We start from the raw sequence: 12,163 nt of genomic DNA on the forward strand, positions 1-12,163 counted from the left end.
CACCCACATCGCTTCCACCTACGGGACCACGACAGATGAACAAGCTCGGCAACGCGCAGGATCGCGCGATGGCATTGATCGGCGAACTCGGCGACGGCCTGCGCAAGGCCGTGCCAGGCAAGGCCATGCAATGGGTCGAAACCGGGGCCGCACTCGGCGCGTTGCGCACGGGTGGCCGGGTGGCGTTGAAGGTGGCGCGCCGCAACCCGGTGCTCGCGGGCGCGGCGATCGCCGGCGCAGGCCTGCTCTGGTACGCCGCGCGCAAGCGCGCCAAGGCGGCCGAACAGGCCCCAATCGAAGGCAACGCGAAGCGCGTGGAGGCACGCAAGCCACAAGCGCGCAAGCCGCGGCGGAAGACGGCCGCTGCGGACACCTGAGACGGGATCAGGCGGCGCCGGCGTCCGGCAGTTCGATCACGAAGCGGGCGCCGCCGCCCTCGCGGTCCTCGTACCAGAGCTGGCCACCGGCGGAGACGATGATCTGCTTGGCCAGCGACAGCCCGAGCCCGCTGGACAGCCCGCCGGCGGGATCGTCTTGGGTGAGGCGCTGGAATGGCTTGAACAGCTGGCGCTGGCGCGATTCCGGGATGCCGGCGCCGCGGTCTTCGGCGAGCAGTTGCCAGTACCCCGGCGCGCCGCGGCGGGCATGCAGTTCCAGCACCCCGCCATCGCGGGCGTACTTCAATGCGTTGCTCACCAGGTTCTCGGCGACCTGCCGCAGCACCTGCGCTTCGATCGCGACGCGCCCCGGGTCGGTGGGCGGCATGCAGGCCAGTCGCATGCCCGCGGCTTCCAGCTGCAATTCATAACGCGACGCCAGCCATGCGAGGGTCTCGCCGAGGTCGGCCGCGGCCTCCGGCGGCGACGCCGCGCGCGCGCCCTGCTGCGCCTGTTGCTCCAGGTAGCGGCGGATGTAGGCGACCGCATCGCTGGCGCTTTCGTGGATCACTTCCACGTAGCGCGGCATGCGGTCCGGCCGGCAGTCGGGCAATTGCAGCATCTCGCTGGCGAACAGCACCGTGGTCAGCGGGTTCTTGAGGTCGTGCGCGACCAGGTTGACCAGTTCCTGGCGTTCGCGGGCCACGCGTTCCAGGCGGTCGCGGGTCAGCTTCAGCCCGATGTGCGCCCCCACCCGCGCCAGCAGTTCCTCGGGAATGAACGGCTTGGTGACGTAGTCGACCGCGCCGGCCTCGAACGCGCGCAGCAGGAGCTCGCGGTCCTGGGCGGCGGTGAGGAAGATCGCCGGCACTTGGCGCATGCCGGGCTCGTCCTTCAGCGCGGCCAGCAATTCGAACCCGTCCATGCCCGGCATCATCATGTCGAGCAGCACGAGGTCGGGCGGGGCGGACCGCGCGGCCGCCAGCGCTTCGGCCCCATTGCCTGCGGTGGCCACCGCGTAGCCGTTGCGCTCCAGCAACGCGCCGACCACCCGCAGGTTCGCGGGTTGGTCGTCGACCACGAGGATGCGGCCGGTGCGGGATTCCGAATGCGGCATGCGGGCGGTGCCTCCCGGCGCCATTCAGCTGGTTTTTCACATTACCAAACAGGGGCCGCCGCACACAGTCGCTGTCCGACGACCGGCTGAAGGATTCAGGTTTCCGGCACGTGGCGCCATTGACCCGGCGCGAGGCCTTCCAGCCCCACCGCGCCGATCGCGACCCGCACCAGGCGCAGCGTCGGCAGTCCGACCGCCGCGGTCATGCGCCGCACCTGGCGGTTGCGGCCCTCGCGCAGGGTGAGCGCCAGCCAGGCATCGGGGATCGTCTTGCGCATTCGGATCGGTGGGTCGCGCGGCCACAACGCGGGTGTCGGCAATCGCTCGACCTGGGCCGGCAGGGTCGGGCCGTCGTTCAGCACCACGCCCGCGCGCAGGACCTGCAGTTGCGCTTCGCCCGGCTCGCCCTCGACCTGCACCCAGTACGTCTTCGGCTGCTTGTGGCGCGGATCGGTCAGGCGATGCGCCAGGTTGCCGTCGTCGGTGAGCAGCAGCAGGCCTTCGCTGTCGAAGTCGAGGCGACCGGCCGGGTAGATCCTGGCCGGCAGGCCGAAGCCCGCCAGCGTCGGCCGCGGCGGCAGGCTGCGGTCGGTGAACTGGCAGAGCACGCCGTACGGCTTGTTGAACGCGATCAGCATGGAGGGAAGGCGCGTGGAAGCCCGTGGTGTGCCGGCATCGCCCACGCGCGCGGCTCGGCGCGCATTGTTGGCGAATCGACTAGCGGACTGGTTTGCGGAAGCGCAGGGTCATGCGGTCGCTTTCGCCGATGGCCTGGTACGTCGCCGCATCCTTGGCGTCGTGGCGATTGGTCGGCGGCAGCGTCCACACCCCGTTCGGATGGTCGGCGTCGTCGCGCGGATTGGCGTTCACCTCGCTGCGTGCATCCAGCTCGAAGCCGACTTCGCCGGCCAGGTCGATGACCAGCTGCTCGGCGACGTAGCCGCTCTTCTTCGACGCCTCGATGTCGGTGCCCGGTTTGGCGCGGTGCTCGACCACGCCGAGCACGCCACCGGGTTTGAGCACGTCGTAGGCCGCGCGCAGATGGTATTCGGCGGTGCCGGCGGCCAGCCAGTTGTGCACGTTGCGGAACGTCAGCACCACGTCCGCGCTGTCGGGGGCGCCGAATGTTGGATCCTTGGGGTTGTATTCGTGCAGGTCGGCCCGGCCGAAGCGCGCCGGATCGGCCAGGAACCTGGCATCCAGCGGATTGGCGCGGCCGGGGGACGCCGCGCTGGCGGCGATGAAGCGGCCGCGGTCGCGCAAGTAGGGCGCCAGGATTTCGCTGTACCAGCCCGCCCCGGGGCTGATCTCGATGACGGTGTCGGTGGGCTTCACGCCGAAGAACGCGAGGGTTTCGGCGGGATGCCGATAGCGGTCGCGTGCGCGGTTGCCTTCGCTGCGCCATGGGCCGGCGATGGCCGCCTGCAAGCCGGCATCGATGGTCGCCGTGGGCGCGGTCGGGGCGGCGTCGATGGCGGGCCTGCCGGCGCATCCGCAGGCGAGCACGGCGGCGAGGGCGGCGGTCAACGGACGGATCATGGCGGGCTCCTGCGGGACGGTGTCGCGCAGGGTAGCGTGGGGGGCCGTGAACACGAAGCCCGGCGCAGAGCCGGGCTTCGCGGGCGCAGGCCGGGCGTCGGCTCAGGCGAGGCGGGCGAGCACCGCGTTGAGGGTCGGGCTGGGCCGCATCGCCGCGTCCAGCCTGGCGGCGTCGGGGTGGTAGTAGCCGCCGATGTCGACCGGCTTGCCCTGCACCGCGAGCAGCTCGGCGACGATGGTCGCCTCGTTGTCGGCCAGTGCCTGCGCCAGCGGCGCGAACGTCGCGGCGAGCGCGGCATCCGTGGTTTGTCCGGCCAGCGCCTGCGCCCAGTACAGCGCGATGTAGAAATGGCTGCCGCGGTTGTCGATGGTGCCCAGCTTGCGCCCCGGCGACTTGTCCTGGTCCAGGAACTTCGCGTTGGCGGCGTCGAGCGCGTCCGCCAGCACCTGCGCGCGCGCGTTGCCGCTGGTTTGCGCGAGGTGCTCGAACGACGCCGCCAGGGCCAGGAATTCGCCCAGCGAATCCCAGCGCAGGTAGTCCTCCTCCAGGAATTGCTGGACATGCTTGGGCGCGCTGCCGCCGGCACCGGTCTCGAACAGGCCGCCGCCGTTCATCAGCGGCACGATCGACAGCATCTTCGCGCTGGTGCCCAGTTCCATGATCGGGAACAGGTCGGTGAGGTAGTCCCGCAGCACGTTGCCGGTCGCGGCGATGGTGTCCAGGCCGGCGCGGATGCGCTTGAGCGAATGCCGCATCGCGCGGATCGGGCTGAGGATGGAGATGTCCAGCCCGGTGGTGTCGTGTTCGTTGAGGTAGGCCGCGACCTTGGCGATCAGCCCGCGGTCGTGGTCGCGGCGCGGATCCAGCCAGAACACCACCGGGGTGTTCGACAGGCGCGCGCGGGTGACCGCCAGCTTCACCCAGTCGCGGATCGGGGCGTCCTTGGTCTGGCACATGCGCCAGATGTCGCCGGCCTTCACCGGGTGCTGCAGCAGCACGGTGCCCTGGTCGTCGATCACGCGCACGGTGCCGTCGCCGCTGATCTTGAAGGTCTTGTCGTGGCTGCCGTATTCCTCGGCGGCCTGCGCCATCAGGCCGACGTTGGGCACGCTGCCCATGGTCGCCGGGTCGAACGGGCCGTGGTCGCGGCAGTCCTCGATCACCGCCTGGTAGATGCCCGCGTAGCAACGGTCCGGGATCACCGCCTTGGCGTCCTGCAACTCGCCGCGCGCGTTCCACATGCGGCCGCCGTCGCGGATCATCGCCGGCATCGAGGCGTCGACGATCACGTCGCTGGGCACGTGCAGGTTGGTGATGCCCTTGTCCGAGTTCACCATCGCCACCGCCGGGCGCCGCGCGTACAGCGACGCGATGTCGGCTTCGATGCCGGCGCGCTCGGCCTCCTTCAGGCCGCCCAGGCGGGCGTACAGGTCGCCGATGCCGTTGTTCGGGTCGAAGCCGATCTCGGCCAGCGTGCGCGGGTGCTTCTCCAGCACAGGCGCGTAGAAGCGCGACACCGCGATCCCGAACATGATCGGGTCGCTGACCTTCATCATGGTCGCCTTCAGGTGCAGCGAGAACAGCACGCCGCGCGCGCGCGCATCCTCGATCTGCGCGTCGATGAAGGCGGCCAGCGCCGAGGCGCTCATCACCGCGGCATCGATCACCTCGCCCGCCTGCACCGGCACCGGCCCGCGCAGCGGGAAGCTGCTGCCGGTGGCGCTGGTGAACTCGATGCGCAGGTTGCCCGGGTTGACCATCGTGTACGACTGCTCGCTGGCGTAGAAGTCGCCGTCCTCCATGTACGCCACGTGCGACTTCGAGGCCGCGTCCCACTTACCCATGCGATGCGGGTGCTTGCGCGCGTATGCCTTCACCGCCTTCGGCGCGCGGCGGTCGGAGTTGCCCTCGCGCAGCACCGGGTTCACCGCGCTGCCCTTGACCCGGTCGTAGCGCGCCTTGGCGTCCTTCTCGCGCTCGCCCTGCGGCGCGTCCGGATAATCAGGCAGCGGGTAGCCCTGGTCCTGCAGTTCCTTGATCGCCGCCTTCAGCTGCGGGATCGAGGCGCTGATGTTGGGCAGCTTGATGATGTTGGCCTCGGGCGTCTTCGCCAGCGCGCCGAGTTCGCGCAGGTCGTCGGCCACCGCGCGGTCGCCCAGCAGTTCCGGGAATTGCGCCAGGATGCGCGCCGCCAGCGAGATGTCGCGCGTCCCCACGTCGACGCCGGCGGTGCGCGCATAGGCCTGCACGATCGGCAGGAACGAGGCGGTGGCCAGGAACGGGGCTTCGTCGGTGAGGGTGTAGAGGATCTGGGACATGGGGTCTGGCCGCGTGCGGGAAGCCGCCATTGTCTGCCCTCGCGGCGCGCGGGGCAAAGCGCGCGCCGTGGGCGCAATCCGGGGCTTGCGCGAGGTACGCGGCTGCGCCAGCCTCTGCACAAGCCGAGGGGACTCCGCCATGTCGATGCGCCTGCCGTTCCTGGTTCCCCTGTTGTCGGTCGCCTGCGCCGATGCCCCGGCGCAACAGCCGCCCACGCCACCCCCACCGCAGGCCTGCACGGCGCCCGAGTATCGCCAGTTCGATTTCTGGCTTGGCAGCTGGGACGTCACCGGTGGCCCCAAGCAGGACACCTTGGTCGGCCGCAACACGATCACCAAGGTCAGCAGTGGCTGCGCGCTCGCCGAGCATTGGGTCAACAGCAGCGGCCAGGATGGCCACAGCCTCAATGCCTATGATGCGGCCGCGGGGCAGTGGACCCAGTTCTGGATCGGCAGCGACGGCGTGGTCCTGCGCCTGGCCGGCGGCCTGCAGGGCAAGGCGATGGTCATGGCCGGGCGCCTGCCGCTGGCCTCGGCCGCGGGCGGCGAGCAATGGCAGAAGATCAGCTGGACGCCGCAGGACGATGGCAGCGTGCACCAGCACTGGCAGACCTCGGACGATGCCGGCGCGACCTGGCAGACCAGCTTCCTCGGCATCTACCGCCGGAGCGCCGCCACGCCCTGAACCCGGCAAAGCGAAAGGCCCGGCAGGGCCGGGCCTTTCGTGGACTACGCAACCGGGGCCGATCAGCGCACTTCGAATTCGCGCGTCTGCACCACGTTGCCATCGAGCATGATCTCGACCTTGTACTTGCCGGTCGGCCAGCCGTCGGGCTTGCTGATCTGGAAGTCGGTGACGCCGTCGCCGGCGAAGGTCAGGTCCTTGCTTTCCTCATGCACCGGCATCGACGAACCATCGGCATTGAGGTAGGTCCACTTCGCGCCCAGCTTGCCGGCGACCGAGGCGGCGGGATCGCTGGTCGCGGTCATCACCGCGGCATGGATGGTGTCCTTCGGCGCGAACGTGCCCATCGGCGCGGCGACGCGCATGTCGGCGCCCACGGCGTTGCCGAGGTCCACGCCGGTGACGTTGGCGGTGGCGGCCGCGGCCGGCATCGGCGCCGGCGGCGCGGGTTCGCTCGCGACCGGCGGCATCGGCGCGGGCTCTTCCTTCTTCTTGCAGCCGACCATCGCGGCGCTGCCGATCAGCACGGCCAGCATGGCCAGGTGGAGGCGGTTCGTGTTCATGGCGGTTTCCTTTGGAGATGCGGGGACGGGGAAGGGGTCAGTCTTCCCGCGCGGGGATCCTGAGCACCTGGCCGGGGAAGATCTTGTCGGGATCGTCGAGCTGGTCGCGGTTGGCATCGAAGATCCGCTTCCAGTCCTGGCGGCCGTAGAAGTGGCGGGCGATCTTGGACAGGTTGTCGCCCTTGGCGACGGTGTAGGTCTGCTCGCCGCCGCCACCGCCGCCGGTGTCGAGCGGTGCCTCGGTGGAGGCCACGCTGCCGGTGACGTTGGAGAAGTCGGGCTTGGCGGGTGCCGCGGCTTCGGTGGACGCGACGCTCCCGGAGACGTTGGAAAAATCGGGCTTGCCGTTGTTCATGGGGACCTCGACGACGCGGACGGGGGGTCCGCACGCCGGCACCCTGCCACGCCCGGTGTTAAGGCCGCATCGCGGGGCGGGGCTATTGCCTGGGGCTGCGGGTCGGCGCGGGCGGGGCCATGCCGGGCGTGGCGCGCCAGGGATTGATGTCGAGGCCGCCGCGGCGGGTGTAGCGCGCTTCGACCGAAAGCGTGTGCGGGCGGCAGTGCGCGGCGAGGTCGACGAAGAGCCGTTCCACGCATTGCTCGTGGAATTCGGCGTGGTCGCGGAAGCTGACCAGGTAGCGCAGCAGGGCGCCGCGGTCGATGCGCGGGCCGCGATAGGCGACCACCACGTCCGCCCAGTCGGGTTGCCCGGTGACCGGACAATTCGACTTGAGCAGCGCGCTGGACAGGGTTTCCTCGACGATCACACCGGGGTCGGCGGCCAGCAGGCCGGCGTCGGGCGGACCGTAGCTCGCGATCTCGACCGGTTCTTCATCGATCGCGATGCCGGTCGGTTCCGCGAACGGCGGCAAGCCGAACACCATCGACACCGGCGCCCCCGCGGCGGCGCCCAGGTCGGCTTCGACCTGCAGGCGCAACTGCTCGGCATCGGCGAAACGGGTGGCGTTGCAGGAGTTCAGGTACAGCTTGAGCGACTTGGATTCGACCAGGTGCGGCGAATCCGCCGGGATGCGCAGGGTCGCGGTGGCGACCCGCGGGACGCCGGCGGCATCCAGCCACGACAGTTCGTAGGCATGCCAGCGGTCATGGCCGGCGAACGGCAGTGGCGCCTCCGCGAGGCCCAGCGCCTCCCGCGCCAGGCGGCGCGGGATCGGATACAGCAGGCCCGGGTCGAAGCGATCCGGGTAGGCGACCTCGCGGCCGAGCGGCGAATCCCCGATCAAGGCGCGCGTCCAGCCGTCGTCACTGGACGGCGAACTCCACCAGCGCGATCGGGCGTCCGTTCACGTCGACTTCGGTGTTGTACTTGCCGGCGTCCTCGGGCTTGAATTCGAACACCGTGAACGGGCCCTCGATGCGCTTGGCTTCGTCCTTGCGCGACTTGCCGTCGTCGTGGAACCAGAACACCTCCACCTGGCTGCCCATCTTGCGGCCCTTGCTCGGCACCGAGATGTACACGGTGTCGCCGGCCTTGAATTCACGCTGCGGCGTGGCGATCTCGCCGTTTCCGTCCACGGCGGCGCCCACGAACGCGCCATTCGCATCGACCGTCACGGTGTCCACGCCCTCACGCCCCGTGTTCTCCTCCACGGGATCCTTGACCTCGGTGGGGAGTTCGGGGCCCTTGCGGTTGCAGGCGGCGAGGCCGCAGGCGATCAGCAGGGCGACAGTCAGGCGTTGCATGGGGCGCATCGGAGTCCTCGCGTTCGGCCGCAGGTGCTGCGGGCCGCTTCGCCCGCGCGGCCGGCATTCTAGGCCATGCCGCCCGAGCCGGGGTCCCCGCCCGGGGCACCTGTTCCGCTCCGTTCAGCCCGGTGCGGGCCGGCAAGATAGTCGGTCGACTGCATCTCGACGAGGCGGGAGGCGGTGCGTTCGAAGGCCGCGACCAGGCGTTCGCCCGTGTAAAGGCCCATCGGCCCGGCATCCGCGGTGCAGACCAGGTTGACCTGGTTGTCGTACAGCTCGTCGACCAGGTGCACGAAGCGCCGCGCGGCGTCGTCGCGGTCGCCGCCCATGCGCGGGATGCCGCCGACCAGCACGGTGTGGAACTCGCGGGCGATCTCGATGTAGTCGGCATTGCCGCGCGGGCCTTCGCACAACGCGGCGAAGTCGAACCAGCATAGTCCCTTGCAGCGCGCACGCACCGGGATGCGGCGGCCGTCGATCACGATCCCCGCGTCGAGGTGCGCGGCATCGCAGCCCAGCTCGTCCCAGCGCGTGCGCAGCCAGGCATCGGAGCCGGCATCCAGCGGCGTGCGGTACACCGGCGAGCGGGTCAGCGCCCGCAGCCGGTAGTCGGTCTCGCTGTGCAGCTCGACCACTTCGCAGTGCCGCTCCAGCAGGGCGATGGCAGGCAGGAAGCGCGCGCGCTGCAGGCCATCCTTGTACAGCGTCGACGGCGCGGCGTTGGAACTGGTCACCAGCACCACGCCCTCGGCGAACAGGCGGTCGAGCAGGCGCGCCAGCAGCATCGCGTCGCCGATGTCGCTGACGAAGAATTCGTCCAGTACCAACACCCGCAGCGAGCGTCGCCATTCGCGGGCGATCGCGGCCAGCGGGTCGCGTTCGCCGGCATGCACGCGCAGGCGCTCGTGCACCTCGCGCATGAAGCGATGGAAATGCGTGCGGCGTTTCTCGGCGATCGGCAGCCCGGCAAACAACAGGTCGATCAGGAAGGTCTTGCCGCGGCCGACGCCGCCCCACAGGTAGAGGCCGCGGGTCGCCTGCGTCGGCTCGTCCCGCGCGAACAGGCGTTGCATCAGGCTGCGCGCGGGTAGCGGTGCAAGCAGGGCCGCGTGGACCCGGTCGAGCGCGGCCAATGCGTCCTGCTGGGCGGGATCGTGCAGCCAGTCGCCGCGCGCCACCCCATCGGCGTAGCGCTGCGAGGGCAGTGGCGCGTCAGCCATGCGCGGGCGGCGGCCAGTCGCGCACGGCCTGCTTCAGCGCGCCGCGCAGGTCCATCAGCTTGCGATGGAAGAAGTGGCTGGTATCGGGCATGCGCACCAGCTGCGGCGGGCGGGGCAGCGTCGCCAGCCAGTCGAACACCGCGCGCGGGTCGACGATCTCGTCGGCCTCGCCCTGCACCACGACCCAGGGGATCGGCGGCGGCACCAGGCCGGCAAAGTCCCAGCTGCGGCCGACCGGCGGGGCGATCGAGACCAGCGCGGTGGCGCCGAGTTCGCCGGCGGCGCGCAGCGAGACCCATGCGCCGAAGCTGAAGCCGGCCAGCCACAGGGCTTGGCCGGGATGCCTTGCGCGCACCCAACGCACCACCGCGCGCAGGTCTTCCAGTTCGCCGTCGCCGTCGTCGAACCTGCCTTCGGACTGGCCGACGCCGCGGAAGTTGAAACGCAGGGTCGCCACCCCGGATTCGCGCAACGCGCGGGCGGCCATGGTCACGACCTTGTTGTGCATCGTCCCGCCCTCGGTCGGCAGCGGATGGCAGACCACCGCCAGCGCGGCGCGCGCCGGCCCCTCGGCCAGGTCGAACGCAGCTTCGAGCATGCCCGCCGGGCCCGGGATGGACAGGGTCTGGTCGGCGCCGGCGGGCTGCGCGGTCGGGGTGGTCATGAGCGACATGATGCCGCAGCGCGGGTGAGGCCGGCGTCGGCCGGGTGCCGCAAACGCAGACGCCGCCCGAGGGCGGCGTCCGGCGACGTGCGGCTCCGGCGGGTTACTTGCTCTGCTCGACCATCCACTCGACGGTGGCCTTGACCTGCTCGTCGGTCAGTGCCGGGTTGCCGCCCTTGGCCGGCATCACGCCGGCGCTGCCGGTGTAGCCGCTGATGGCGCGCGAGACCAGCATGTCGAGGCCCTGCTCGGCGAACCGAGCGCCGATGCCGGCGGCATCCAGCTTCGGGGCGCCGCCCGCGCCGGAGGTGTGGCAGCCGGTGCAGAGGTTGCCGAAGATCACGCTGCCGTCGAGGGTACCGCCGTAGGCCACCTGCGAGGCGGCTGCGGCGGCCGCGGCCTTCATCGCCTCGGCCTGTTGCGCGGCGCCGGTGGCACCCGCGTAGACCTCGCCGACCGGCGCGATCCGGGCGGCCGTGTTGCGCACTGCGGCGCTGTCGGCTTCCGGCACGACGCTGCCGTTCAGGTGGTGCGCGAACAGGATCAGGCCCAGGGTGACCAGCGCCAGGAAGGCGATCACCATCGAGAAACGCTTGAGGAAATCCAGGTCGTAGTTGCGCACGATCCACCTTGCAGGATTGGGCGGCCAGGGCCGCTGAACCGGGCGATTATCCCAGAACGCACGGGGCGAGGCGAGGGCCATGCCAGGCGTGGACACCTCGCCTGGCCAGGGGCCGGGTGGGCGATGTCGCAGCGCAGCAATGCGCAAGCACGCGCGTTGCACGCAGGGGTCCGGATATGTGGTGCCGCCAACCCTGGGCTGGCGCAGCGCACGAAGGTCACTTGACAGTCCCTGAACAAGAAGGCGATAACAAGAAGTGACGTTCATGTTCCGGACGGTGTCCTTGATTGCCGTCGCAGGTCGTTTCGTCACTGGGGAACCCGGCGGCTAGTCCCTGCCGCCGGGGATGAGGCATCGCCGCGACGGGCGTCGCGGGTCACGACATTCCAAACGGATGAGGGGGTTGCATGAGCGGCATCAAGCAGTCGATCGGTTCGGCCAAGGCGCGGCAAGGCCGCAAGGTGAAGGTCGCCCCGATGACCCAGGCCGTTCGGCGTGCGCTCGCCGCATCCGCGATGGCGTTCGCGCTCAGCGTGGGCAGCGGCGCGATGGCGGCGAACCACGCGGCAGCCACCCCGCGGCATGCAGCGATGGTCCACCAGGCGGGCTACGAAGCGTTCGCGCCGGTGGCGGACCTGACCACGGTCGCCATGCTGGCCCCGGGCGACATGGAGCATGTCCCGGTCGAGCTGCATCCCACCCTGATCAGCGAGTACGGGGCGGGCGACATCGTCATCGACAACGCCGACCCCATCTCCGAGACCGACCTCAAGTACGACGTGGTCGCCATCAGCGGCTACAGCACGGGCGGTGACGTCAGCATCACCAACCAATCGACGGGCTACCTGTACGCGGGCTCGCTGGGTGGCGATGCGATCGGCATCTACGGCTACGCCCTGGACGGCAGCGTCACCATCAACAATGCCGGCGACGTCGTGGCGTTCTCCGGCAGCGGCATCGCCGACGGCATCTTTGCGTCGGGCGCGAACGTGGAGGTGTCCAACAGCGGCGAGCTGTACGTGGTGGGCGCGACGTGGGCGGCGGGCATCGAGGCGCAGGGCGAGTATTCGACGGGCGTCGAGAACAGCGGCGACATCTACGCGGCTTCTGCGGGTGGCCAGGCGTTCGGCATCTACGCGACCGGCGCCGAGGTGACGGTCGGCAACGAGGGCGACATCGAGGCGCAGGGCTACTACGCGACGGGCATCGAGGTGCAGTCCTCTGGCGACGTGCTGGTGACCAACTCGGGCGACATCACCGCGGGCTCGCTGACGTACTACTACAACCCCTACACCTACACCGGCTACCTGTACGGCAGCGCGCTGGCGAACGGGATCAACGCGACGAGCA

At 70.3% G+C, this 12,163-nt stretch carries 14 protein-coding genes; 3 read left to right on the forward strand and 11 right to left on the reverse strand.

All coding sequences use genetic code 11. The features are described from left to right. Window positions 1–35: 35 nt before the first annotated feature. Window positions 36–377 carry a hypothetical protein gene (locus ON759_RS07890; RefSeq protein ID WP_271679820.1) on the forward strand — a complete coding sequence of 114 codons (342 nt, stop codon included), beginning with the start codon at window positions 36–38 and terminating at the stop codon, window positions 375–377. A gap of 7 nt (window positions 378–384) precedes the next feature. On the opposite strand, the gene ON759_RS07895 is transcribed toward ON759_RS07890, so the two are convergent. From ON759_RS07895 to ON759_RS07910, 4 genes are all read right to left on the reverse strand, one after another. After that, window positions 385–1,494 carry a hybrid sensor histidine kinase/response regulator gene (locus ON759_RS07895; RefSeq protein WP_271679821.1) on the reverse strand — a complete coding sequence of 370 codons (1,110 nt, stop codon included), beginning with the start codon at window positions 1,492–1,494 and terminating at the stop codon, window positions 385–387. Between the two features lie 95 nt (window positions 1,495–1,589). Then, window positions 1,590–2,132 (reverse strand): pseudouridine synthase, encoded by a 543-nt coding sequence (locus ON759_RS07900; RefSeq protein WP_271679822.1) that lies wholly within the window; start codon window positions 2,130–2,132, stop codon window positions 1,590–1,592. A 79-nt stretch (window positions 2,133–2,211) separates the two neighbouring features. Next, complete coding sequence (locus ON759_RS07905) at window positions 2,212–3,033, reverse strand: class I SAM-dependent methyltransferase (protein WP_271679823.1); 822 nt, start codon at window positions 3,031–3,033, stop codon at window positions 2,212–2,214. A gap of 102 nt (window positions 3,034–3,135) precedes the next feature. After that, complete coding sequence (locus ON759_RS07910; protein WP_271679824.1) at window positions 3,136–5,352, reverse strand: NADP-dependent isocitrate dehydrogenase; 2,217 nt, start codon at window positions 5,350–5,352, stop codon at window positions 3,136–3,138. Window positions 5,353–5,491: 139 nt separating this feature from the next. Here ON759_RS07910 and ON759_RS07915 point away from each other — a divergent pair, with 139 nt between their 5' ends. Beyond that, a complete protein-coding gene (locus ON759_RS07915) occupies window positions 5,492–6,037 on the forward strand; it encodes a hypothetical protein (protein WP_271679825.1) in 546 nt (181 codons plus the stop codon). Window positions 6,038–6,099: 62 nt separating this feature from the next. On the opposite strand, the gene ON759_RS07920 is transcribed toward ON759_RS07915, so the two are convergent. From ON759_RS07920 to ON759_RS07950, 7 genes are all read right to left on the reverse strand, one after another. Continuing rightward, entirely contained in the window at window positions 6,100–6,600 is a 501-nt protein-coding gene (locus ON759_RS07920; protein ID WP_271679826.1) for a hypothetical protein, read from the reverse strand. Between the two features lie 37 nt (window positions 6,601–6,637). After that, window positions 6,638–6,955, reverse strand: a complete 318-nt coding sequence (locus ON759_RS07925) for a LysM peptidoglycan-binding domain-containing protein (protein ID WP_271679827.1) — start codon at window positions 6,953–6,955, stop codon at window positions 6,638–6,640. A gap of 82 nt (window positions 6,956–7,037) precedes the next feature. After that, complete coding sequence (gene queF / locus ON759_RS07930) at window positions 7,038–7,844, reverse strand: NADPH-dependent 7-cyano-7-deazaguanine reductase QueF (protein ID WP_271679828.1); 807 nt, start codon at window positions 7,842–7,844, stop codon at window positions 7,038–7,040. Between the two features lie 19 nt (window positions 7,845–7,863). Next, entirely contained in the window at window positions 7,864–8,304 is a 441-nt protein-coding gene (locus tag ON759_RS07935; RefSeq protein ID WP_271679829.1) for a hypothetical protein, read from the reverse strand. Window positions 8,305–8,372: 68 nt separating this feature from the next. Next, complete coding sequence (zapE, locus tag ON759_RS07940; protein ID WP_271679830.1) at window positions 8,373–9,527, reverse strand: cell division protein ZapE; 1,155 nt, start codon at window positions 9,525–9,527, stop codon at window positions 8,373–8,375. Continuing rightward, window positions 9,520–10,191, reverse strand: a complete 672-nt coding sequence (locus ON759_RS07945; RefSeq protein ID WP_271679831.1) for an alpha/beta hydrolase — start codon at window positions 10,189–10,191, stop codon at window positions 9,520–9,522. The genes zapE and ON759_RS07945 overlap by 8 nt, the downstream gene beginning before the upstream one ends. A 103-nt stretch (window positions 10,192–10,294) precedes the next feature. Further along, the gene (locus ON759_RS07950; RefSeq protein WP_271679832.1) at window positions 10,295–10,813 is read right to left on the reverse strand and encodes a c-type cytochrome; all 519 of its coding nucleotides are present in this window, start codon (window positions 10,811–10,813) and stop codon (window positions 10,295–10,297) included. Window positions 10,814–11,220: 407 nt separating this feature from the next. On the opposite strand from ON759_RS07950, the gene ON759_RS07955 reads away from it, so the two are divergent. Continuing rightward, on the forward strand, window positions 11,221–12,163 hold a 943-nt coding region (locus ON759_RS07955; protein ID WP_271679833.1), incomplete at its 3' end, for an NHL repeat-containing protein.

Origin of the sequence: Thermomonas mangrovi, from assembly GCF_028201335.1 — a bacterium.
Classification (GTDB): domain Bacteria; phylum Pseudomonadota; class Gammaproteobacteria; order Xanthomonadales; family Xanthomonadaceae; genus Thermomonas; species Thermomonas mangrovi.

Coding starts and splice junctions, on each gene's coding strand:
- ON759_RS07890 (WP_271679820.1), top strand. CDS start 36: ATGAACAAGCTCGGCAACGCGCAGGATCGCGCGATGGCATTGATCGGC.
- ON759_RS07895 (WP_271679821.1), bottom strand. CDS start 1,494: ATGCCGCATTCGGAATCCCGCACCGGCCGCATCCTCGTGGTCGACGAC.
- ON759_RS07900 (WP_271679822.1), bottom strand. CDS start 2,132: ATGCTGATCGCGTTCAACAAGCCGTACGGCGTGCTCTGCCAGTTCACC.
- ON759_RS07905 (WP_271679823.1), bottom strand. CDS start 3,033: ATGATCCGTCCGTTGACCGCCGCCCTCGCCGCCGTGCTCGCCTGCGGA.
- ON759_RS07910 (WP_271679824.1), bottom strand. CDS start 5,352: ATGTCCCAGATCCTCTACACCCTCACCGACGAAGCCCCGTTCCTGGCC.
- ON759_RS07915 (WP_271679825.1), top strand. CDS start 5,492: ATGTCGATGCGCCTGCCGTTCCTGGTTCCCCTGTTGTCGGTCGCCTGC.
- ON759_RS07920 (WP_271679826.1), bottom strand. CDS start 6,600: ATGAACACGAACCGCCTCCACCTGGCCATGCTGGCCGTGCTGATCGGC.
- ON759_RS07925 (WP_271679827.1), bottom strand. CDS start 6,955: ATGAACAACGGCAAGCCCGATTTTTCCAACGTCTCCGGGAGCGTCGCG.
- ON759_RS07935 (WP_271679829.1), bottom strand. CDS start 8,304: ATGCAACGCCTGACTGTCGCCCTGCTGATCGCCTGCGGCCTCGCCGCC.
- zapE (WP_271679830.1), bottom strand. CDS start 9,527: ATGGCTGACGCGCCACTGCCCTCGCAGCGCTACGCCGATGGGGTGGCG.
- ON759_RS07945 (WP_271679831.1), bottom strand. CDS start 10,191: ATGACCACCCCGACCGCGCAGCCCGCCGGCGCCGACCAGACCCTGTCC.